The organism is Herpetosiphon giganteus, assembly GCF_016907925.1.
Taxonomy (GTDB): Bacteria; Chloroflexota; Chloroflexia; order Chloroflexales; family Herpetosiphonaceae; genus Herpetosiphon; species Herpetosiphon giganteus.
Map to the genome: position 1 here is coordinate 205,488 of NZ_JAFBCZ010000001.1, position 23,822 is coordinate 229,309.

Sequence of the window (23,822 nt, forward strand, 5' to 3'; positions counted from 1 at the left end):
CAGCCCAACTAAACCGGGCACGCGAACAATCGGTGGAGAAACTTCAGGATCAAGCGATGATGCAACAGACGGCGCATTCAGCATGGAATAGTCCCTGCGCAGGTATACGATTCTGATTAGTATACCGTATTGCTAAAATCAATGTAAAGAGCTTCGGTTACAGCTTGCAAACTGCAAGAATGTGTGGCTTAGCTGCTCGTTATGCATACATATAATATCCAGCTAGCTAGCTGTGACTTTATTAAGCATGAACACGTAACAACAGTACTGGTCTTATTAGTACTTTTTGATTATGGAGGTATGTATGCAGAACGTGGTTAGTGAGAGCATAAACTCGACCATAATGTGGATGATTGGCAGTTTCGTGTTTGCAATTGTGTTGTTTGCGATCCTCCGACGGGTTTATGGCCCAAATAAAAAATTATTACAACAAGGGTTGCCTGGCCAAGCAAGGATTATTAATGTCTATGAAACTGGTCTGCGAATCAATCGCAACCCCCAAATTGGCTTAGTCTTGGAAATCAGTGGGCCTTTAGGCCAATATCAGACCGAAACCAAGGCCGTTATTCCGATGATTTCAATTCCTCAGTTTCAACCTGGTGCAGTCTTGCCAATCAAAATTGATCCCAGCAATCGAAATAATATTGCGCTTGATATTTACGGCCCGCAATAGGCCAATCGCCACGAGATCACCTATCCATCATGCCTGCCTCACCTGTTGGGTGGAGCAGGTTTTTATTGTGCCATAGCTCGCTGGTAAGTTGGCGAATCTGCTGCCGAGCTAGGCTTGGGTCGGGCACAGCTGCGGCCATAATCACCAAACTATCCCATGTGTCAGCGCTATAGATCAAGGCTGCATCATGTTCAACATCGTCAAGCTCCCCCGATTTGTGGGCACAAACGACGCTTGGGGGGAGGCCTGCTACTATTTTATCGTCACTTGCTGAGTTAACGAGGCTCTTTACGAGGGTACTAGCCATTAATCCCCCTTTGCCCACCGTAGTGGTCATGGTATGCAACAGCCGAGTTACCTCTTGGGCACTAGTATAGTTGTCAAAACCATGTTGACGAGCTTGAAAATCGAGCATCATGCGGCCCCAGCTCGTTGCCTGATAGCCATGTTGCTGTAACCACATGTTTGCAGCATTAATCCCACCAAGCTGTTCCAAAATGAGATTGGTGGCGTTATTTTCTGATTGATTGAGCATGCGCTGGATGAGCTGATCGCTGGCAAGCATTATGCCAAGATCATGGGCCAGCGACCCATCCCAATCAACAATCATTGGCTCACTAATCAATACGTTGCAAACAGGCTGATTGGTTGTATACCATTGCCACGCCAAGAATAATTTAATCAAACTAGCCGAAGGCAGTTGCAGCGTTGCTTGATAGTGATAATACAGCGCGCCCGTGCTGCTGCGAAAATCAACCGACCAACGCCCAGCAAAGCCAGCAATTAAGCGATTAATTGAATCCATTGCGCATCCTTGCCCTACAAAGCCCATATTTGACTTTTTATTAATCAGGTTTGGGTTTAAAATAGCTCTATTGTTTGCATTTTAGCGTTTGAGTGACCGTGTATGTATGTTTCACGCCTGCAGCTTCAAGACTTTCGAATTTATCGTAGCCTCATTTTAGCCTTACCACCTGGTGTATGCTTGTTTTATGGGGCCAATGCAGCGGGCAAAACCACAATTCTCGAAGCATTATACTATTTGGCCACAACTCGCTCACTCCGCGCCTCCGCCGAACGCGAATTGATTGCGCTTGAAGCAACCGGCGACCTTGGTTTAGCGCCATTTGCTCGTTTGGCAGCCAGCTTGCAACCCCAACCAGAGGCCGAAATGCAAACCATTGAGATTGTGCTGCAACGCAAATTTGGCGCAGATGGCGATTTATTGCCAACCACCAGCAAAACAATTCGCATCAACAAAATTGCCCGTCGCGCACTCGATTTAATCGGTCAACTGCGGGTGGTGATGTTCGCACCCCAAGATTTAGAGCTGGTCACTGGTGCGCCTGCCGAACGGCGGCGCTACCTTGATGTCACGCTTTCGCAGATTGATGGGCGTTATGTGCGCGCGCTTTCGCGCTACAACCAAGTGTTGACCCAGCGCAATGGCTTGTTACGTTCCAGCCGCGAGCGTGGCCGCGCCGCCAGCGAACAAGATTTGGCATTTTGGGATGAGGAGCTGGCCAAAGCAGGCGTGTATGTGTTACGCGAACGCCGCCGCGCCGTTACCGAGCTGGATAATCTAGCGCAACGCTTGTATGCAGACATTAGCGGCAGCGATTTGGCCTTACGCTTGACCTATTTGGATACCACGCCAGCCCACGATTTACCAAGTTTTCTGGCAGCGTTGAAGGAATTACGCCGCGAGGAGCGTGAGCGCGGCGTGACCTTGATCGGCCCGCATCGCGATGATCTCTCGATTCAATTGGCCGAGCGCGAAGTTGGCAGTTTTGGCTCGCGTGGCCAGCAACGGGCCTCGACCTTGGCCTTACGCCTAGCCGAAGCCGAGTTGATGCATGCTCGAACTGGCGATCGACCAGTGCTACTGCTTGATGATTTGCTCTCGGAGCTTGATCAAAAGCGGCGCGAGCATTTATTGACCACGATTGTGCGGCCTCAGCAACAAATTTTAATCACAGCAACCGATCTTGATGATTTTTCGCCCAGCTTTTTGAGCCAAATCACCCGCATGAACGTCGATCAAGGCCAAATTTTCCCTGCATGATGTTAAACCGCGAAGAACGCGAAGAGCATGAAGGTGCTATAGGCTGTTGGCTATGGGAGATTGGATTGGCCACCGGTGGCATTCCCTCACCCCCAGCCCCTCTCCCACTGAACGCGGGCGAGGGGAGCACGGACTGGTTGGTTCCAACATCTATTGGCTTCTGCTTTTTGATTTTATTCTGACTGTTCATCATTTGCTCTGCGCCTCTGCGTTAAAAAATAGACTATTTTTTAGCCGCGAATTGCACGAAGCATGAGGCTGTTGGCTATTGACTGTTGGCTTTCGGAGCAACTGTTGGTATTGCCAATGAATCACCGATAGCCAATAGCCTATAGCCGCATCCCTTTTTTGCCTTCTGCCTTCATAATTCATCCTTCATACTTACACCATTGTGACACTCATTGACACAACCACCAGCTATACTTTCGATCGTCACGCAAATTGTGTTGAAGGATGTGTTATGAGTACGAACTGTGTCGCAGTGACCACCCACCTACTGGGCCTTGGCAATGAGCTTCGCACCCCGCCAAGCCTGATTTCCCTGCCCCAAGGCCAAATTTCAGCGCGCCAATTGCTGCAAGAGCATGTGCACAATGAACTTAATCAAAGCCATCAAGCCAATCTCCCAAGCCTTGCACTCAATTATTTGATTGCCAAACCAAGCCATAGCAGCATGATTGCCGCCGAGCAGGTTCGCAGCCAAGCTGAAGCAGCGTTTCGCGCTGGCGATTGTTGGCTGATGCTTGATGGCGTAGCAGTCCATAATTTAGATACACCATTACAGCTCCAACCCCAAAGTCGGGTTGGTTTTATGCGTTTATATCAACGCTAAAGGAACACCACCATGCAACAAAGGCCAGGAATCGCAACGCTTGTGGGATTGAAGGATTGAGCAGAAGGTGAGCCGTCCTCAATTAGGAGGAAGAAATTGAGGACGGCAGGTTTGCTTAGAAGATCAAAACCCCAACGACCGCAATCAACAGCAATACCCCAATCACGCTATACAGCATAATTCGCTCGCGATCAAACAAGGTAAAATTGCCACGCACAATCGTTGGCTCAAAGCCAATCATATACAAGGTATGGGCTTGATTGCGCTCGCTATAATCAACCTCGGTAACTGGCGTGCCATGAATCGTCAATTCGGCGTGCAACAGGCGAGTTTGTTGCTCTGCATCAACATTCTCGGCAGCTTGCAATAGCTCGTGCAATGGCGCAATCGCATGCCACTTGGTATCACGAACGTCAATGTGCGCGGTATACACTTGCTGGGCTTTTTCGCGAATATCGGCCAATGGCAAGCCCGCCTCATCGTCGGTATTTTCCCAGAGCTTGCCCCAACGCGACCAATAAAATACATCTTCGGTCAGTACTTGGCCCGAACCTTGGCAACGCCCACAATCCGATTGGCCTTCGCCTTCGCATTCGGGGCAATCGACGGTGATCGTGCGCCGCTCTTTGCTGCCATCAGGATTGGTCTGGACGCGCTTGGTTTCGAGCAAGCCACGACCATGGCATTTGGTGCAGTGCAAATCGCCCTTACCGCCGCAATAAATACACATTTCAACCCGCTCGGAGTTGGGAATAACCATCTCGGTCGGGCGAACCTCATCGAATGGCTGAGGATCGGGCAAGATCACTTGCCAAACTCCAGGCGGATTTTGGCTGGTGCTGATGCGACTGCCTTGATAGGGCTTTTCGCGCGGCTCTGGTGTTGTGCGGGTTTCGTAATAAGCGCGCAGTTCGTAGGTATAGAAGTTGTAGCTGACCACGCGCTCAGGCATAATTGCATTGCCCAAATCGCGCCGCCGCACCATATTTTGGCTGCTCCAGCGATTGAGCACCGCCCGCAAATTGCTTGGCTCGTGCAACTGCCGACCCCAATCACGGCCTCGCTGCACAAAATCGCCATCGAGAATTCCCACCAACACCGTTTCAACCGGATTTTCTAGCCATTCGCTTTCAACATTGCTAGCGGCAACTGGCGCTAAACTGGTGCTGGCTTCAGCAGGCAAGGCTTCGCGCAACGCTTGGCGCAAGGCCGCCGCCGCTTGATTTGCCGAACTATAACGCACTGAGGCTTGGGGCGAGAGCAAGCGCCGCAACACCCGATCAGCAGGCGCAAGCGCTTCATTGAAATCGGCCAACGATTTGGGGGTTTGGCCCGGGGCGGGGGGCACTTCGCCAGTCAGCATATGGTAGAGCACCGCGCCCAAAGCATAAATATCAAGGCTTGGCTCGGTGGCATTTTGCTTAAAATCTTGCTCAGGCGCAGCATAGGCCGTCAAATAATCGGCCTCTTCCAGCTGCGAGAGATCGGGGCCGTCGCTGCTCCACGCCAAGCTAAAGTTGGTCAAAAAACCATGACGGCTCACTGCTTGATCATGCACAGTTTCGGTGACGACAATCGTGCCGGGCTGAATATCGCGATGCACAATGTTTTCGGCGTGGATGGTATCGAGAGCTTTGGCAATATCGCTGAAAATTCGCACCGCATCGCTGACCGAGAGCGCGCCATCTTCGAGCACTTCTTGCAACAAGCGCCCACCAAGCGGCGGCGTGACCAAATAGTAGCCAAAGCGATCATCGTGGCCAGCATCGACGACAGGCACAATCGTTGGATGTTTGAGCCGAGCAGCCAAACGGGCGGCCTGCCCAAACCTGCTAACCGAAACCCAATCCGAACGGCGTAACACATGCACCTCAACCGGGCGATCAAGGGTTAGGTGGCGAGCGCGATAGATGGTCGTCAATTCTTCCTGGCCAATTCGCTCTTCCAAGCGATAATTGCGCAGTTCATGATCATCTTCGCGGCGCGGTGTCGCATTTGTTTTAGCCCGAGATGCAGGGGCAGTCATTGCGGTCGCTCCTCTAGTTGCACGTTTCATCGGCAGTATAGCACATCGGCTCCCCTGCGATGACGCGAATTAATTCATTTTAGCACATTTGTTTCGAAATTGTAAGTATTGGAGATCGATAGTAAAGGATGAAGGTACAAGTCAAAAATCAAAAGTCAGAAAGATGAAAAGCCAATAGCCACTAGCTGTACTGGGTACATTGTGTTAACTAGCGATTGCCCCTCACCCCAACCCCGCTCTCGTCAAACGAGCGAGGAGCTTCAACACCGTGGTTCTTGCGCAATGTATCGGTAAAAACGGGTGCACCCCTCGCCCGCGTCCAGTGGGAGAGGGGCTGGGGGTGAGGGCATGTCCATGGTTGCCAATCCAATGAACTATTACAAATAGCCACCAGCCCAAAGCCCAGAGCCTTGCTTAACACAGAGGCGCAGAGCATTTATGGCGAGTGGCTATCGCAAGATCAAGCACTGAAATTTAGGTGGTTGGTATCTAAGAACTTCAGCTAAAAATCCATTTTCTTCGAGCTTATTGATAATATACTCATCAAAATTCATACAATTAACCTTTCTTGCTTTAGAAAATCACGGATTACCTATAAGCCATTTATTTGTTCTGCAGCAGAATATTTATCAATTTAATACCACCAATCTATCAAATAGAATTTATTATGCTTCATCATGCATCAAAATCATTTTTTCAAGCGAAATGGCGGCCCTTGCCAATTCATTTGATGATCAACAATACAGGCAAACGCTGCTTCGAAGCTATCAAATGGTGTTATAAAATCACCTAGCCCTAAACCACCTTCATGATAAACGGCGGCTGCATACCAATGCTCTTCTTCGGTAGCCAGATAGATTTTGATTGGCCAAGTCTCGCAGATTCTTTCACCATCATTTGTGAATCGAATCTCATAATCAGAAAGCGTATTTTGCTCAACAAGAGTTAGCCTTCTCCAAAAGGTATAGCGATATGCTAAGCCAACAATATCAGCCTTATGTTGATAATCTAGGCCTAATTCCTCACAGCGCGAACGAATAATTGTATGATAATCGAGCATTTCCAGCTTAATCTCCTCAGATTGGTTTATAGCTCAAAGCCAAACCAGCAATGAATCGTTGGCTTCGCTTGGAGATAACAATTCAATGGATCTTGCCATAATTGAGCTGTTGAAAGATTTCCAGCGCTATCATACATCCAAAAACGGTTCCGGGTAATGATGCAATCGTGGAAGCAAAGTAACGAGTTTTTGCCTTGACGGATTAATTGAATTGATTGGCGAATATACAGGCCAAACGTGATAATTTGGTTGGTCGAATCAGTTTGTTGGAGTTCGACTAACGCGGTTGCTTCCAAGGGCCAAAGATCGAGCGTTCCAGTTAGGCCTAAGCGCTCAAAGCTAAAACGATAATGCGTTTGATAATCGTCTTCTTCGGGCAAGACTTCCAGTGCATCGATTAAATCAATCACATCCCATTTCAAGTCTGGCATCAATTCTCCCTCTTTGGAGTCAAACCCAAATTAACGTTCTTCATTATCTGCAGGCGTAGATTGCTCAGCGTCAGCCCGTGGATCACCCAAAAAATCGCGCGGAGTTTGCTCGGGCAAATCAGGTTTAAATGCAAAATAACCTTCAGCATGCGGATGACTAATCCATAAACGCTGACAGCGATCACATTCATAAAGAAATAATGATTGATCATCATTCCACGCAGCATAGGTAACAAGCACTTCATGGTGTGAGATAGGAAGGTGTTCAGGCGGATAGTGATTGGCGATCCATTCCGTTTTGCGACCTTGCTCTACAGCCTCAACATAATCAACAGCGATAGGCAGATAAGCTTCATCAAACTCCAATGCTGAATAATGTGGTAGCACCCAACCCTTGTTATAAAATAAATCGGTAGTACTGCTATCAACCAATGTAGTACCACATAAACAATACAATCGCATTCTTCCTCCGAAGCATTGCTCAATCGCTTCTATAGATTACGTTTATTCCCCAGCAGATGTAGATTACTCAGTTTCAGCCTGTGGGCCACGCAAAAAATTGCGGGGCGTGGTTTCCGGAAACTCTGGTTTAAATGCAAAATAGCCTTCAGCATGCGGATGGCTAATCCATAAACGCTGACATTGCGAGCATTCGTAGATTTTGGGCATTGGATCAACATTCCAAGCAATCTGCCGCACCATATCTTCCATCGATAATTCCATCGTAGAAAGCTGCTGCTCTTTAATCCATGCAGTACCGCGCCCTTGTTCAACAGCTTCGACATAGCGGGTAAACAGCGGTAAATAGATTTCATTCAGCGCCCAATACGCATAGTAAGGCAAAAGCCAGCCTTTTGTATCAAACGAATCTTCATCACTAATATCATAAATAACATTATCGCAAAGGCAGCGAAATTTCATAATTCAAGTCCTTCTTATCCCATTCACCAGAACTGCTCAAGCGTGCTCCCAGCCAGTCATTGCGTCTGCAACCCCTTCAATCGTATCCATTAGCGCTGCTGGCGCTGGCAGCCACTCGCCGATAGCCCGTCGATACAACACCAGCAACATTTGAATCGGCAAATTGAACATAAGTGGTGTCAGTGGATATGCTGAACCCCAATATGCAAGCATTGCTTCGATTAAAGCCTTTAAGTTGGCAGGCTCGGTCAAAAGAATTATATCGGCCTTCGTATCATAAAAGCCGCTTGCTTGGCGAAAAATCTTTTCAAACGCTTCAATTTGGGCATAAAAGAGTTTGCCTGGATTTTGGGTTACTTGCCATAGCACAATCGCGGCATTGCGTTGCTTGGTTTCAGCAAAGTACCATGGATCATATTCATAGTGCATTCCCATCATCTGCTCCTTCGATTAATTATTGCGCTTGAGATAACCTCGACCCATAGCGATCTCAATCTGTTCAATCGTAGCCATTAGCGCTGCTGGCGCTGGCAACCACTCGCCCATAGCCCGTTGATACAACACCAATAAAATCTGAATTGACGAATCAAATAAGATGGGCCGCAAGGGATGGCGGGTTGCGTTGTAATAATCGAGCATTGCTTCAATCAAAGCTTTTAGGTAGGCTGGTTGGTGGAGAATAACATCACCCGATAAATAGGTATAAAAGCCGCTGGGTTGATTAAAAATCTTTTCAAACGCTTCAATTTGGGCAAAGAAAAGTTGGCCAGCATTCAGCCCGACTTCCCAAAGGAGAATATTGCAGCCTTCTTTGCCTGTTTGATCTAAAAACCACGGATCATATTCATAGTCCATTCCCATCATCTGCTCCTTAAATGGTTATTTGTTATGAGGATGTGTAGCTCTCGCGCCTATGGTAGCCGATGTTTGTGCCGAAACCACTCCATCAATAGTTGGATTTTAGCGCCGAATCGCAAGCTGACAGCAACCTGATAAATTGCTGATTTACATCTGAAAAAGCTATGATATAATCCTGACGCTGTGTTAAATGCTGGAAACTCAGCTCTAGCGCAGTCCTCACGCCACGAAGGCGGGTTGTATCAAGAGAGTCGGTGTGGAATGCCGATGCCGCCGTTGTGGCATCTCTCCCTGAAGCGTAGCAGTGTTGCTACCACCAAGCTGCATTCCTGATGCCATGTTTTGCATCCACCGCGTACCTCCGGAGGTTTGTGTTGCGACACATTGCCCGTTTATTGGCGCTTGGCTGTCTGCTGACTGTCAGCATGACCCCACTCCGAGCGCAGGCTACCCCAACCGCATCCTTGTGGGCTGCTGCTGCATCAACCGATACCCTCATTCTCGATTCTGGGCAACTGACCCTCGCCCCGACTGCAAGCCAAGCGGCAGCTGTGTATGGTTCGTTTGCGCGCTTTGGTATGTTCGATAGCGCACCGCAACAGATTGCTCCCGCCAATCAAGTTACCGTCAATTGGGCCGCAACTATGCCAGCAAATGCTGCTGTACGGCTTGATCTGCGTGGCTTCAATGGCGAGCGCTGGAGCGATTGGACGCTCGATGTGCAAGCAGGCCAAACTGTAGGCTTTGCCACGATTGCCCGCCAAATTCAATATCGCTTGGTGTTGCTGGCCAATGATGCAGCGCCAGTGGTCGATTTTGTGCAACTTGCGCCCAACATGCTTGCCGAAAGCGAAGCAATCAGCATTATGGATGCTGAGCCGCTGGCCCCAACTTATCACATTCGGGCAACGCGCATGGGCTTGGTCGGCGATCGCACCGCCAACGGCCATATTATTCAGCCCAATGATTGGTTTGTTTCATTGCCATCGTTCCGCTCGCTTTCATCACGCGGCGGCGGCGAATATATGGCGCGCTTATCCTATAAAGGCACTTCGATTGTCGTGCCAGTTTGGGAAGTAGGGCCATGGAATATTCACGATGATTACTGGAATGTTGAGCGTGAAAAGTTTAGTGATCTGCCTGTGGGCATGCCGCAAGACCATGCCGCCTATTTCGATGGCTACAACGGTGGCTGGGCCGAAAAAGGCCGCGTGCGCTTCCCAACCGCTGCCGATGTTGGCGATGGAGCCTGGACTGCCTTAGGCATTCCATTTAATGATGAACAAGAAGAATTAGATATTACCTTCCTGTGGCTGGGCCGCGATCCAGGCGATAACCCTGCGCCAATGCCAGTTGGCAGCGTCACACCAGAGCCAGCCCCAGTTGAAGAATTGCCAGCAGGCACAATTCAGGTCGATAACCAAGGCGAACAATTCAGCCGCTCAGATGTTAAGTGGTATGAATTTTCGTGTGGCAAAAACCGCCATTCCTTCTGGACGTTCTCGACCAATGATCCAGCCAAAGCTGTTAACAATGCGCGCTGGACAACGCCGCTGGAAGCTGGCGAATATAGCGTCAGCGTGTTTGTGCCCTATTGCCCCAACGGCAAGAGCGACACAACCTCAGCCCGCTATGTTGTGCAGCACGCCGATGGCGAAAGCTTGGTTGTGATCAATCAAGCTGAGCACGCTGGCAATTGGGCTGAACTCGGGCGCTATCGCTTCGATGGCACAGGCTCAGTGAGCCTCTCCGATTTAGCCGACGATAGCATGAAGGCGATTTGGTTTGATAGCGTGCGCTGGACCAAATAAGTTCAAGCGCTAGCTAAACAAAAAAGCAGGGATTGGGCTAAGCCCAATCCCTGCTTTAACGTTAAGTGGCTTATGGTGTTGGCGTATTGGCGAAGTTGACCCCAACAACTGGTAAGCGAATCGTGCTTCCAACAACAGTTGAGGTAACATTGAACGAATAGATATTATCAAACTCGCGGGTGCCAGCAGGCGTTTCAGCTTCGGTAACATTATTACCGCTATCAACAACCAGATAGACTTTCCATACGCCAGCTTGGTTGAACAGCGCTTGCCAAACGACTAATGGACAATCAACGGTTGCCAGCGTACAGCTTCTGCGCCAAAGCGTATTATCAGAAAAGCCATCAAGCGTAAAGCTACCGTCCTGCGGCAAGTTTGCCCGATTGACCTCGGTAAAGACTACGCCATAGGGATAAATCCCCTCAGCATTGCGGCTTGGTGGTACATCAGCCGAGCCAGGCGGCAAGATGTACATATCGACATAGAACGTACCAGAACTTTCAATATCGGCATCGAGCACATTTTCGGTATCGTTTGAGCCAGGCTTAATCCCATTTTTCAAGGTCATGTTGAATGCGGTAATGCCTGCTGGGGTAACCGTAGACATTGAAGCGTTATCAACATACAAGCTTGGGTGGCCATCAACTTTATATTTGATGCGCACATGGCGTAAAATTGGGGTAGCTTTCACCAACGAAGGGTCTTGGGTTGTCATCAAGGCCTGATATTGGAACCACTGACCTTGGACGACCGCTGAGCCAGTTGCCGTATTTGGGCCATTAACTGAATATTTATCAGTGCTTGGTGAACCATCGACAATTTGCCATGGAGCCGACTCTAGGCCTGCGCGGGTTGTTGCCAGCCGATATTGCATTTGAATATCGGTATTAATCGCTGGTTCTGGTGGCGCTGTTTCAATCGTTGCATCCCAAAGCATTTGTTCAATAATTGCAGGTGCGCGTAATTGAACCGCTGGTGAGCGATAGATGCCAGGTGATGGGTAGCCACCAGAATTAAAATCAAAGTCATCGGCAGTCCCAACCCTACCAAAAATTACGTCATCCTGATAGGTTGTTCCAAGCCGAATACCACCGTACATATAGGCAATTGGGCGATTTTCAATCCTAATTAATTCAAGCCCATGCGATGCTCGCGCTTGCTCAGGTTCAAGGGCATTTTCCGAAACCCGGAAGTTGCTCTGGCCGAATACTGGTAGGCTAAAGGCATTAATATTAATGTAGGAGGTATAGATCCGATTCGTTGGAGCGCCAATCGTTCCTTGGCGACCACCAACGACATAGATTTTTTGGTTAACCCCAATCACCCGTGGGCCTGAAAGTGGCTCGGGCAAAACATAGCGCTGCGATTCCCAAGTCAGCATGCCTGTATTACGGTTAAGCCGCCCAAGGAAAGCTTGGGCTGAGCCTTCGCGGGTGATCGAACAGCCATTGGCTTGATCGCCGCTTCCTAATTCGAAGGTTCCACCAACAACTATCAAGGCGCGATAGGTGCTTTCGACCGTTCGCGTAATACCTCCAGTTTGCGTAATACTTTCAGTTGTAACTGCATCAAAGTTGGTAGCATCCATGGTGTGCAAGCCAACCTTGCTATCACAGCCACTGGTAGGGGTAAACATATCGGGCGTAATTGGCAGGTCAGGCATCGATTGCCATGGCCCAAGCACCCCATTTGGCCCTACCAAGGTTCGACGCACCGAGCGCCGCGCAAAAACTGGTGCAAATAAAATCGAGGTATCGATGGTTCGACCACCAATCAGGTAAATATAGGTCTGACCAGATTCGGTAGTATAGGCAGTTGCAGTCGTATTAATCAATTTTTCGCCAACGGTTAGGGCTTGGGTTTGCCAGGGGCCTAAGTTGCCGTTAGCATCAATCACGCTTGAGTAAATCGTATCAACATACTGGCTATCAAAATCCGCTGCGTTTTGACCACCAAAGGTATAGATAATGCCTTTGGTAGGGTCACTCGTGTGGGTGATAGCCACTGTACTCATCCGGGCTAAAGCCAGCGGCAAAGGTTGGGGGCTTTGCGTCCACGCGGTTGTTTCACCGCCAAGGCTCAAAACCGATGTTTGGCAAACATCTCGGACTGGAGCAATTACCCCTGACGAAGCAGTAAGTCCACCGATGGTATAGAGATGATTCTTAAAGCTAGCAGTCCCCATATCAGCTAGCCGACGGCAGATGGTATTATTCGCCTCGCTCCATTGTGCCAATGCACCTTGTGGAATAAGCTGAACCCCGCCATAGTTAACCCCACCAATGACTGTATCCTGTTGGGTTAGACCGGTCAAGCCAAAATAGCCACTAGCAAAATCACCAGCATTCAGCGAAATGGTAGAACTTAGCGAGATTGCTGAAACTGAAGAAACTAAAGTAACTACGAGGGTAACAATAATAAGAAATGAGGATAGTACTCGTTTACCCTGCCTATTGCGAACCATAGTAAACTCCTTAGTATTGAATACGCACAGCCATTGGCTGTGCGTATTCCATGACCTCTCAATAATTGTACTAGAACTTAGCCTATTGTGGGCAGATACCTTTGAAGGCTTCGTTCTCAGCGATAATCATCGTATATTTGCCCAAATCAATCGTGCCTTCAGCATTTTCAGGGATACTGAATGGAATTGCATTGCGGTACACAATATCCTCTGGTGCTTGCAGACGATTGTACAGTTGTGGCAAGTAGGTTGTGCCCTCTAAGCGTATGTCGCGGGGAGCCTTATACAGCTCTGGATCAATGACTTCGTTTGCACCCAATGGGAATTCACTCCAAGCCGTTACCTTGCGCTCAGCGATGAAGCTATAGTTGCCTGGCTCGGGGATGGTAAAGATCAACGTACCATCAGTTGCGGCTCGCATATTGTCCATCCCAGCAACAACTGCGCCAGTGCTATCGCGAACGGTAACCTTGGCGGAAGCTGCTGGAATGAGTGCATCACGCGGATTACACGGTATGGCTAAGCTTACAAGAATTGCCCGCAGTGCACTGTTCAGCGAATTTGGATCTTTGGCATAGAATGCCCCACCAGCTGAAGCAATCCGATCGATCCGTAAGTCTGCAAGCCCAAATCGCTCTTGGTCACCCACCAAGATGGCAATAATGCTAATTGGCCGCTTGGGTGCTACGCGAGTCCGTGCGCGATCAGCGACTTGGATCAACGAGGCAATCGGTGCCCTTGCATAACCCCCACTCGGGCCCTCACCATTCCATGGACAGTTGGCTTGCACATCAGGCAAGTCGGTAACTGGATAATCGCGATGGCCTGGGGTTCCCTTACTACCAGCGGTTGGGTCGTTCGGATCTTTACAATACTTAGATGCACCGCCACCCGAAGGTTTGTGCTCGATATACTGGGTATTTTGGCTATACTTTTTATTGCCTTCGAACATCACGTTGGTCAAACCGTCGGTCAACATCATTATAACTAGTTTGATTGGGCGACCCAATGCATCTTTGCGCACATCAGCATTTACATTATCAAAGTAGCGAATACCGCTATCCAACCCTGCTGCACCAGCAGTACTACCACCCATGTTACCAGAGGTGATCCAGTTGATAAAGGTTTCCATCTTGGGTTTCATCAGGTCGGTACGAGCTTTAACACTATTTGGATCAGTGCCAGTCGGTGAATTGACGAAGCCAAATGAAGGGCTATCAGTGTTAACATTGTCGCTGAAGCGGACAACCGAAATCCGATTATCGCCACCTTGACCGATTAATTCTTCGCCTGGGAATAATTGTTCATTGTTCATGGGCGTGCCTGCTGGGGCATTCCAAACATTAAGCATCTTATACGAGAACTTCTTCAAGAACTCTTTAACCAGATACCAGCGAGCGTTGGAGTTTGTGCCACAGGTTGTTTTGGTATTCCAGCACCATTTCATCGAACCAGAAACGTCAACCACCAAGTTAATATCATAGCTTGTCGTATTAATACTTGGCAGATACCAAATCAGCTTTTGATCAAGCGCTAGCTTGACTTCTGATACTGGTGGTGTTGGTACATCGACACATGGGCAGTTGGCATTTGCATCAACGTAGCGCAGCTCAATGGTGTCTATAGGGTTATTAACTTTTGTCACGATTACCCGCACAAAGCCACCTACACTGAAGCTGGTATATTTGGGGTTTGTGCTACCTGTATAATTGAGTTTGGTAAAGGTTGGCAGCAAAATTGGCTTGCCAGTCTTAAGCGCATTCAACAACGAGGTTAATTCTCCCGAATTTGGCGTTAGCGTACTATCCGAAATCTTAACCCAGTCCTTATTGTTGATGATCCCATTATTGCTGGTATTGCTATAGCCAGATGGGGGGGTCGTTTCGGTAAACCCTTTGATTAAATCACCGGTACCGCCCAAGGAATCCTTCAAGCGCTGATTGACATTGGTACCAGTTGTCCATTCAGCCCATACGAAGTGATTCTTTTCGTCAGCAGGATTGATAAGTTTGTCTTTTCTCCATGTCAGGGTAACAGTGGAACCTGGCAAGGTTCCCAGCATTCTATCGGTCGAAACCGCGATTGGGAAGACATAGGTCGCACATTGGCACCAAGTTGCTTTATTATTGGCTGAAACTTCGAGGGTATCAACGCCTAAAGCCTGGGCAAAAATCGTGTTCCGTGCCGAGCGAACTTCAACCCGAATTCCATTGAATTCCGGTGGAACACTACCAGTGAACGAGCCAACCGGATATTCAACCCGTGAGCCGCGTTGGGTATAGTAGGCTCGATAGTAATTTACAGTTGGGTCGAGGAGCGGCCAATCACCGACGATTGGCTCAGCATTGGTAATCCCATTTGAGGCCAAGGCGGCTTTGATTGCAGCCACAACGTCTTTATCCTCGCCACCAACACCCATCGTTTCCAAACCACTGATGCTCGCAGCAGTCGAGGCTGCTTGTTGTTGGCGTTGGCGACTAAACGCCTCGCCTGTATCAATGGCTAGTGCAGCGAAACCAACCAAGACGAAGAACAAAATAGCAGAGAATACTAATGATTGTCCTGCGACTGGTTGGGCTACACGTCGCATGATGCGACTTAAGTTCATAGCCTATCCTCCGTAAAAATAAAGTTCAATACCACTGTCGTGATAGATATCAGCTAGGGTAAGGTATGTTGTTGGGTCGCGGTCAAGTTGATTGTCTCTGAACCCAACAACCAAGCAAAGGAAAAAAATGGGTCGTAGGTATAGGTTACCGAAACCCGAATATCGCAAAACTGGCGCATCATCGTTGCTGGGTTCGCACAATCAATCGGTACAGAATTCGGAATTGGGCTTCTAACAAAGCTAATGATAATCCGCTCTGCTTGAACACTTTCTGGATCATCGCCATTCTTATTATCAAGATCAAATAAGTTGACAAAACGCAACCCATTTGCGCCTGAAGTATCGGCGCGAGCACCACTTTCATAGCGGAGGCGGTCGCGAATTTCTTGGGTATTGATCGTTCCATCGCTTCGAAGTGGGAACAACGCCCCATACGAAACGGCCTCGTAGGCGGCACCCTTCAAGCCCTGATGAGCAAAAAAGGCTAAGCCAAAATCAATAATTGCTGAAAGAAAGAAGAATAAGACTGTCACAGTTAGCGCAAATTCAACTAAGGCTTGGCCTGCTTGTTTGCGCTTTGATTTAAGCTTGAACATCATCAGGTATCCTCATTGATTAGTGGCAAACCGAGAGTGGGTCGATACTCGAAAAATCATAGCGGACAATCGTGCGGCGCGAGGTTGCATCAATAGTCCGTCCTGATAAGAAAAAATCGCCAACTGGGGTAAGAGGTTCATAGTCATAGATAACCTGCACCTGCATAATATTGCCAGCTTTGCGATGGATCGTTGGATCATTTGCATCAGTAATAATCCGAGTATCATTAGCTTGAAGCTTATAGCCCATCTTAACGTCCGAGGCTCTGATGCCAATTGTGGTGCGGATAGCTGCTGCCCGAATCAAGCTCACACATGGATCATCATCTAAATGATAATCAGCACGTGCTCTTACTGGTGGGCCTGATGAAGCTTGTTCAGCTCCACGGCGCGCAGCATAGTTGGCCTGCGACCAAGAATAAACGTAAAAACCCAGCTCAATTGATGCGAATAAGAACGTCATAATAAGGGGAAAAACCAAGGCAAACTCAACAAGGGCTTGCCCTCGCGACTTTCGTTTCATACGTACCTCCCGTGTTGGTTATGCGCATACGTTCCACGTTTGGGTCTCAGGTCAGTATACACAGCTCAATACCGATTCGCCTATAGTGCGATAGTACCAATTTTTGTTTAAGAATTCGCTTACGCTATTATTGATCAATCTGCCAGACTATGCCACTCCATTGAATCCCAAGGCTGCGGGCATCGTTCGGCGGGCTTGGGTATTCGGCAGCATAATCGTTGGGTGTCCAGGTGCGGCTTAGGCTAAGTTGCAATAACCAATCGTGCTCTGGAAGCGCAGGCAGCTCCCAAGTTAGGATGGTTGGCTCACTACTGCTCAAACGTTGGCAGCCTAATGCTTGGCTCATTGGCTGCTTAACTAAATAGCTGGCGCTTAAACAAAGCTCAACTGGTTGGTTTACGAGTGATGGTGGTACTAACCCTAATCCTACACTAAAGCTGAGATTTGAGCTAGTCTTGATTGCGGGCATAATCCAGCGCGCAGTCCCCTCAGTCCATGTAAAGCGCTGGCCGGTTTTGGGGTTCGTTTCGACTGGGTTAATGCCGCTATGCTGCCAGCGATAATCATCAATCGCAATCGTTTGCTGGCCAGTAAGCGGCTGCGCATCAGGCACAAGCCGATAGATGCGGTAGGTGAAGCGAATATCGCCAGCAGTAAAGGGCTTTTGTAGTTGCAATTGTTGCCATTCTTTTAATGGTAGGTCGAAGATCTCGACAGTTTCATAGCGAAAACCTGGCAAATTGAGCATGCCACCACGCGAGCCAAGCATCAAATAAACCGGTCGGCCTTGGGCTTGCCAATTGCGCACTTGCTGGGCCAACAAATCGCGGTAGGGCGTGGGATCGTCGCTGTAGGCCACCAAATAATCACGATCAAATAGATAGTGCATGGGCGTGGCAATATTAGTTGAGGAATCGCGATCGCCGCCGCGCATGAGCACAATGGCATTGGGCTCGGTTTTGCTAGCCAGCTCAGTTAGTGCCGCCAAGGCCCCTTTATATTCAATATGGGCAATCGTGCGCCAACCAGTTGCGATAAAAAATAGCAGCATTGCCGCCGCCGCCAGCCCACTTGCTACCTGCCAAAGCTTGTTTGAGCGCACCAAGCCTTTAGCCACGAGCCATGCAATGCCCAAGCTGAGCATCGGCACAGCCCCAGGCAAAAAGCGCCGCGCAATATAGATATAGGCTTGTTCAGCAGTGCCATACGAATCATTAACGCTAAATGCGCCATACAAAATGCCAAGCAGCAAAATCATCCACGAGCGCCGATTCATGCCGCGCCAAATCCAGAGCGCCAAGCCAGCAATGCCCAAGCCAATGCCCAAGGGCGAAAAATACCAGCCCAAGCGCACCATATTACCATAAGCAATCGCCGTTTGACGGGGCTTAACATCAGGAATCGGCAAAATGCCACCAATATAGCTATTCCATGTGCTGGCATGCTCAATCGGGTGCAACAGGGCGGCGCTTGAAAGATGCTGTGGCCGGATAAAATAGGCATAGCCAGCCAGCAGCACGAGGCCAATTGCCAGCGCACCCAATAGCCAGTGTTGCCAGCGTTGGGCTTGGGCTTCAACCCAATTCAACAAACGGGGAAAACGCCACAAGGCCCAAAGCGCCACTAAACCAATGGCGACAATCGCTAATTCTAGGGCTAAACGGCTGTTGCTCTCTAAAATCCAGGCTTTTGAGTTGTTGCTACGAATATCTTGCAAAATTGGCGGATAAAAAGGGTGGGCCAAGCGCGAGATAATCGCAAAATCTTGAAACTTGCCCCATGTATTATTCATAAAATAGAGCCAGCCAATGGTGCTGATGTGAATTGCAGCGTGCACCAACATCGTGCCCAAGCCCAAGGCCATGGCTATTTCGCCTTGCCCCCAGCGTCGCCGAATCAGGGCCGCGCCCAAATACAAAACAACCGGAAAGACTCCAAAATAGAATTCGAGCCGCATCAAAGCCAATTGGCCAAGCGCAATGCCGCAGAGGGCTGCATACCAGAGGCCACGACGACTGCTGCGCTGGGCTGGCTCGATTTGACTATAGGCGGCCCACATTGCCAAGCCGCTCCAAACCGTCCATTGCGCGCCTGCTTCAGCAGTTGAATAGCGGCTAAACCAAATTTGCAAGCTGTTGAGGCTGATTAGGGCCAGCGCTAGAACCCCCATCCAAGCACTGGCCTTGCCTTGCACCACCCTCCGCCCGACCATGGCTACGCTCCACGCGCCCAACCAGCCCAAATAGCCAGTTGCCAACAAACCGCCATACAAGCCAAATAAGCTCGTCCAAATCGCGATCCATGTCGGGTAAAGGTGAAAGTTATTGGGATACGATTTACCAGCCGCCGCCGATTCCTCGGTCATAAAAAAGCTAGGTTGATGAAAGCGGGTGCTCAAAAATCGTTGCGGCTCTTGTTTGCCAAGCAGGTTGGTATAGGCTTGTTTGGCTGGCTCAGAGAGATCGCGATTGCTATAGTTCATTGTTCGCACGATCTCGGCAACCAAGGCTTCGTCTTGCACAATACTGCCAGTGCGCTCGATGGCAAAACCAGTAACTGTGTAAATGCCTGCATCGCGGCCACCCAAAACGGTTTCAAAAGGTCGGGCGACGATTGCAGCAAAAATTACCAACAGAATAATAAAAACCCACCGCTCCCAGCGTGGGCGAGCTTTGCTTAGTTCTAGCGGAGCAAGGCCAAATTTGCGGCTAAGCCACCAACCAAGCCCACAAAAAACGGCTGTACCAAGCACTAAATGCAGCAAACTATACCAACCAAGGCTTGCCAGAACCAAGCCCCACCAGCCAGTCCATAGCGCACTGACCAACATGCGCTCAAATTGGCGATCAAGCCAATCGCTCGGGCGATGGCCAAAGCGCGCCCAAACGAAGCCTGGCAGATAAAGCAAAACTGGGGCTAACAGCAAACCAAGAATCAACTGCATAGTGCTTCCTTCACAACCGAATAAGCCACATGGCCAAGCAACCAGCAGCGATTATACTTGATTCTGCTCCTTGCATGCAGCAAAAAGCCCAATAATCTATTTAAATTACTGGGCTTATGTCAATTATGGAATAAGTGGTGGCGGTGGTGGTGGCGGTGGTGGTCTGGTTGGCTCCGATTGAACAGTTGGCGGAACTCTCGTAGGTTGCACTGGTGCATCTGTTGGGCGTGGTGGATTGGTTGGCTGCTCAGCCGGCTTCGGGCAGCCATTCCGCGAGGGATCACCAGGCTCGTTCGGGCAGGCATCGCGATCATCGGGAATCGTATCGCCATCGCGATCAGTTACTGCTGGTGGTTGGGTTGGCTCAATTGGAGCTGGGCAGCCATTATTTGGCCCCGCCACATCGGGACAGCCATCAAGATCATCATTAAATCCGTCGCCATCGCGATCGCTTGGAGCTGGAGGATTGGTTGGCTGCACAATCGGCTCATTAGTTGGCTGGATCACCACTGGTGGGTTAGTTGGTTGCAGCGCTGGCGGATTGGTCGGCGCAGGGCGGGCCGTCGCAGGCCGATTGGTTGGCTGCACCACAGGACGGGCCGTTGCTGGCTCGTTAGTTGGCTGCACCGCAGCAGTGGTTAGCTGCGCAGGCTCGGTTGCGGTTGCCACATCTTCTGCAAGGCTGGTTGTCGCGCTTGTGGCCACGCCCAACGTGATAGTTGGCTGATCAGCAACATTTATGCCGGTTGTTGTGGTGGCCAGACTTTGGCTTGGTTGGGCTGCCACAACCGTGTTGGTAGCCTGACTAACCGTAACGATTGGCGTTTGCTCATCACGGCTCAGCCACCAGCCGCCGCCAGCCGCCACCAACAGTAATCCCAACAGCAATGGCAGAAAGCGTTTAGCGCTCGCTTTTGGCTGGGCTTGCACACTTGGCTCAAGTGCTGGTTGGGCTGGATAGTTGCTTTTTGGCGTGCTGATTGGTGCTTGCGGCTGGCTACTTTCGCGAATTGACGCTTGTTTAGGCGGCCCAGTGATTGCTCGTGAGCCAATAGTGGTTGGCAAAATTTGGGTTTGGGCAGGGTTGATTGGCGTATAAGGTTGGGCCAAGATTTGGCGAAATTCCTCGGCAGAAGCAAACCGATCATCAGCATCAATTTCCAGCGAGCGCATAATTGCCTGATTGACATGCGCAGGAATCGCAGGATTAAGCAATTTTGGCGCAATTATTGGGTCGGGCTTGCGTTTGGCAAGCGCCAAGGTTCGCGCCAAAGCATCGGCGGTTTTGCCATCGCCATCGGTTGGCGTGCGCCCTGTTAATAAATGATACAGCGTTGCGCCCAACGAATATAAATCGCTACGTGGGTCAGTTCCTTCTTGATTAATCTGCTCAGGCGGCGCGTAGGTCAAGGTATAGCCATGAACGCTATGCATCGCACTGCGCATATTGGTAAAAATTTCGGCCTTTGCCAAGCCAAAATCCAACAATTTCAATTCGCCACGGGTTGTAATTTTAATATTGGCTGGCTTAATATCGCGGTGGACAATTGGCTGGCGATAGTAGCTATGCAGATAGGTCAAAACACTCAACAGTTGATCAGCCCAGCCAAGTACTTGATCGACCGGCAGCGGGCCGCCTTGGCGCTCAAGCAAGGTGCTTAAATCGTTGCCATCAATCAAATCCATCACCAAAAATTGGCCATCGTTGGTGCTAAAGTGCAAATAGACCTTGGGCAAGCTGGGGTGATGCAAATTGGCCAGTAAACTGGCTTCGTGGCCAAACGCCTTGATCGCATGGTCGCCCTCAAGGTGCAGATATTTAATCGCGACCAATTTGCGCAACTTAATATCATAGGCGGCATAGACCGCGCCACCGCCGCCATGGCCAATCCGCTCACGAATTTCATAGGTTTCATTTAGCATCATGCCATTTGGAAACATAGCTTGCCTCGTTGTTTTTAATTGGGATATTTAAGCGCTCCTCACCCCGATCCCTCTTCTATCAACGAGCGAGGGCGGTGGGAGATCTGACTTCAGGATTATAGCAAAGCGTAATCTTGGCGCGTAGCACGAGGTGGGTTGAAGTTGCGAAACGCTACGCGCACGATTATACCGTATTTTGCCTCTTGTTTATGGAGCCGTTACAGGTGGCTTTACAGTTGGTTTTGGTGTTTCAACAATCTTGGTTGGCTTCGGCACATCGGTGGGCCTCTCGGTTGGCCGTGGCGTATTGGTTGGTGGTGCTTCCACTGGCTTTGGACAACCATTGCGCGAGGGATCGCCTGGCTCATTCGGGCAGGCATCACGATCATCGGGAATTGTATCGCCATCGCTATCAGCGACTGCTGGTGGTGCAGTTGGTTCGACTGGCGCAGGGCAGCCATTATTCGGGCCATTGGTATCAGGGCAAGGATCGTTGACATCGACCACGCCATCACCATCGCGATCAGGTGGTGGCGGCGGGCAGCCATTGTTCGGGCCATTGGTATCAGGGCAGGGATCGTTGGCATCGGCCACGCCATCGCCATCACGGTCAGATGCTGGCGGTGGTGGTTTGGTTGGCTGAGGTGCAGGCCGTTGGGTTGGTTGGGCGGCTGGGCGCGCGGTTGCTGGGCGAGCAGTTGGCTGAACAACCACTGCAATCGTCGGCTCAGATGTTACGATTGCACTTGGCTCCAACGTGGCGGTTGCGCTCGGCTCTAGCGTCGCGGTTGCGTGGCTCAAGGTTGTGGTTGGTTGTGCAGCACTGCCATTGCTGCTCGAAGGCAGCGTTGCCGCTGGATTCGACACTGCATTATAGACAATTGGTTGGTTATTTTGATTGGGCAACGTGGTTGAATCGCTGCTAGGATTGGCGTTAACCCACCACCAGCCACCGCCACCCATGCCTAGTAACAGCAAGGCCAGTAATGGAACAAAGCGCTTGATCGATTTGGGCTTTGGATTGGGCACAGGGGGAATTGGTGGTTCGAAATGATCGCTTGCTGGGCGCGAAATGGGTGGGGTTGAGCTTGGTTGAGCTGGTTGGCTACGTTGGCCGGTTGAGTTTGCAGCTTGCTTAGACGATTGGGTTGATTTGCTAGCGGCAGGCTGCGCTTTAGGCCGAGCACTTAGCAAACCAGCAAAACCTGAGCTAAATTTGGAAACCGGCGAAGGATTTAATGCTTGGCGAAATTCTGCTGCTGAGCCAAAACGATCAGATTTATTGATCGCAATTGCCTGCATAATCGCTGCATCAACATACTCAGGAATCGCCGGATTGAGCTGTTTTGGGTGCAGAATTGGGTCGGGCTTTGACTGAATGACCATTGCATAGCGATTGGTCGCATCAATCTGCTTTTTGTTGGCATCGATTGGCACGCTACCAGTGAGCAAATGATAGAGCGTTATGCCGAAGGCATACACATCGCTGCGCTGATCGGTGCGTTCATCATCTTTGGGTACCAATTGCTCTAAGGGCGCGTAGGTCGAGGTATAGCCCCGAACACTCATATAGACATTATTGATTTGGGTTGATAAATCACTTTTTGCCAAGCCAAAATCAATCAATTTCAATTGGCCAGTTGTGCTCAATTTAATATTTGCTGGCTTAATGTCGCGGTGAATAACTGGCTCTTTCGGGGCGGTATGCAGATACTCAAGCAATTTCAGCAGCTCATCGGCCCACGCTAAAACCGTGGTTAAGGCCAAAGGGCCAGCCTGATCGCGCAGATATTGATCAAGGTCAGTGCCTTCGATATATTCCATGACCAAAAAATGGCCTGGGCCTTCCTCGAACTGATTATAGACTTGCGGCAAATTTGGGTGTTCAAGGCTGGCTAATAAACGGGCTTCTTTTTTAAAATGTTTGATTGCATCATTGCTTGGCAGAATTAAATGCTTGACTGCAACGCGGCGGGCCAAGTTTTGGTCGACGGCTTCGTAGACGTTGCCTCCGCCGCCACCGCCAATTTTTTTAATAATTTCGTATTGGTTGTTGAGCACAACACCTGATTGAAGAACACTCATCG

At 49.7% G+C, this 23,822-nt stretch carries 19 protein-coding genes; 4 read left to right on the forward strand and 15 right to left on the reverse strand.

Going from position 1 to position 23,822, the window contains the following annotated elements; translation table 11 throughout:
* Positions 1 to 304 precede the first annotated feature (304 nt).
* Entirely contained in the window at positions 305 to 673 is a 369-nt protein-coding gene (locus JOD20_RS00950) for a hypothetical protein (protein WP_204753481.1), read from the forward strand.
* A gap of 16 nt (positions 674 to 689) precedes the next feature.
* Here JOD20_RS00950 and JOD20_RS00955 read toward each other — a convergent pair whose 3' ends face one another.
* Positions 690 to 1,478: a serine hydrolase gene (locus JOD20_RS00955; protein WP_204753482.1), complete on the reverse strand. Its 789-nt coding sequence runs from the start codon at positions 1,476 to 1,478 to the stop codon at positions 690 to 692.
* Positions 1,479 to 1,580: 102 nt separating this feature from the next.
* Between JOD20_RS00955 and recF the strand changes: the two genes are divergently transcribed.
* Positions 1,581 to 2,738 (forward strand): DNA replication/repair protein RecF, encoded by a 1,158-nt coding sequence (gene recF / locus JOD20_RS00960; RefSeq protein ID WP_204753483.1) that lies wholly within the window; start codon positions 1,581 to 1,583, stop codon positions 2,736 to 2,738.
* Positions 2,739 to 3,198: 460 nt separating this feature from the next.
* Positions 3,199 to 3,570 (forward strand): hypothetical protein, encoded by a 372-nt coding sequence (locus JOD20_RS00965; protein ID WP_204753484.1) that lies wholly within the window; start codon positions 3,199 to 3,201, stop codon positions 3,568 to 3,570.
* 115 nt (positions 3,571 to 3,685) lie between these two features.
* Here JOD20_RS00965 and JOD20_RS00970 read toward each other — a convergent pair whose 3' ends face one another.
* The 7 genes from JOD20_RS00970 to JOD20_RS01000 all read right to left on the reverse strand — a co-directional run bounded on the left by JOD20_RS00970 (position 3,686) and on the right by JOD20_RS01000 (position 8,863).
* Positions 3,686 to 5,596: a serine/threonine-protein kinase gene (locus JOD20_RS00970; protein WP_204753485.1), complete on the reverse strand. Its 1,911-nt coding sequence runs from the start codon at positions 5,594 to 5,596 to the stop codon at positions 3,686 to 3,688.
* 688 nt (positions 5,597 to 6,284) lie between these two features.
* Complete coding sequence (locus JOD20_RS00975; protein WP_204753486.1) at positions 6,285 to 6,656, reverse strand: hypothetical protein; 372 nt, start codon at positions 6,654 to 6,656, stop codon at positions 6,285 to 6,287.
* A gap of 26 nt (positions 6,657 to 6,682) precedes the next feature.
* Entirely contained in the window at positions 6,683 to 7,087 is a 405-nt protein-coding gene (locus JOD20_RS00980; protein ID WP_204753487.1) for a hypothetical protein, read from the reverse strand.
* A gap of 30 nt (positions 7,088 to 7,117) precedes the next feature.
* A complete protein-coding gene (locus JOD20_RS00985; RefSeq protein ID WP_204753488.1) occupies positions 7,118 to 7,549 on the reverse strand; it encodes a hypothetical protein in 432 nt (143 codons plus the stop codon).
* A gap of 63 nt (positions 7,550 to 7,612) precedes the next feature.
* A complete protein-coding gene (locus tag JOD20_RS00990) occupies positions 7,613 to 8,008 on the reverse strand; it encodes a hypothetical protein (protein ID WP_204753489.1) in 396 nt (131 codons plus the stop codon).
* A 36-nt stretch (positions 8,009 to 8,044) separates the two neighbouring features.
* A complete protein-coding gene (locus JOD20_RS00995) occupies positions 8,045 to 8,437 on the reverse strand; it encodes a hypothetical protein (RefSeq protein ID WP_204753490.1) in 393 nt (130 codons plus the stop codon).
* Between the two features lie 21 nt (positions 8,438 to 8,458).
* Positions 8,459 to 8,863 carry a DUF6086 family protein gene (locus tag JOD20_RS01000; protein ID WP_204753491.1) on the reverse strand — a complete coding sequence of 135 codons (405 nt, stop codon included), beginning with the start codon at positions 8,861 to 8,863 and terminating at the stop codon, positions 8,459 to 8,461.
* A gap of 374 nt (positions 8,864 to 9,237) precedes the next feature.
* Here JOD20_RS01000 and JOD20_RS01005 point away from each other — a divergent pair, with 374 nt between their 5' ends.
* Positions 9,238 to 10,677 (forward strand): golvesin C-terminal-like domain-containing protein, encoded by a 1,440-nt coding sequence (locus JOD20_RS01005; protein ID WP_204753492.1) that lies wholly within the window; start codon positions 9,238 to 9,240, stop codon positions 10,675 to 10,677.
* Positions 10,678 to 10,747: 70 nt separating this feature from the next.
* On the opposite strand, the gene JOD20_RS01010 is transcribed toward JOD20_RS01005, so the two are convergent.
* The 7 genes from JOD20_RS01010 to JOD20_RS01040 all read right to left on the reverse strand — a co-directional run bounded on the left by JOD20_RS01010 (position 10,748) and on the right by JOD20_RS01040 (position 23,820).
* On the reverse strand, positions 10,748 to 13,141 hold the full coding sequence (locus JOD20_RS01010) for a Kelch repeat-containing protein (RefSeq protein ID WP_204753493.1): 2,394 nt from the start codon (positions 13,139 to 13,141) through the stop codon (positions 10,748 to 10,750).
* 82 nt (positions 13,142 to 13,223) lie between these two features.
* Positions 13,224 to 15,749, reverse strand: coding sequence for a VWA domain-containing protein (locus JOD20_RS01015; protein ID WP_204753494.1), 2,526 nt, complete (start codon positions 15,747 to 15,749; stop codon positions 13,224 to 13,226).
* A gap of 53 nt (positions 15,750 to 15,802) precedes the next feature.
* Positions 15,803 to 16,348, reverse strand: coding sequence for a TadE/TadG family type IV pilus assembly protein (locus JOD20_RS01020; RefSeq protein ID WP_204753495.1), 546 nt, complete (start codon positions 16,346 to 16,348; stop codon positions 15,803 to 15,805).
* Positions 16,349 to 16,364: 16 nt separating this feature from the next.
* On the reverse strand, positions 16,365 to 16,868 hold the full coding sequence (locus tag JOD20_RS01025) for a TadE family protein (protein ID WP_204753496.1): 504 nt from the start codon (positions 16,866 to 16,868) through the stop codon (positions 16,365 to 16,367).
* A 127-nt stretch (positions 16,869 to 16,995) separates the two neighbouring features.
* On the reverse strand, positions 16,996 to 19,812 hold the full coding sequence (locus JOD20_RS01030; RefSeq protein WP_204753497.1) for a hypothetical protein: 2,817 nt from the start codon (positions 19,810 to 19,812) through the stop codon (positions 16,996 to 16,998).
* Positions 19,813 to 19,935: 123 nt separating this feature from the next.
* Entirely contained in the window at positions 19,936 to 21,753 is a 1,818-nt protein-coding gene (locus tag JOD20_RS26665; protein WP_204753498.1) for a serine/threonine protein kinase, read from the reverse strand.
* 189 nt (positions 21,754 to 21,942) lie between these two features.
* Complete coding sequence (locus tag JOD20_RS01040; RefSeq protein WP_204753499.1) at positions 21,943 to 23,820, reverse strand: serine/threonine protein kinase; 1,878 nt, start codon at positions 23,818 to 23,820, stop codon at positions 21,943 to 21,945.
* Positions 23,821 to 23,822: the final 2 nt, after the last annotated feature.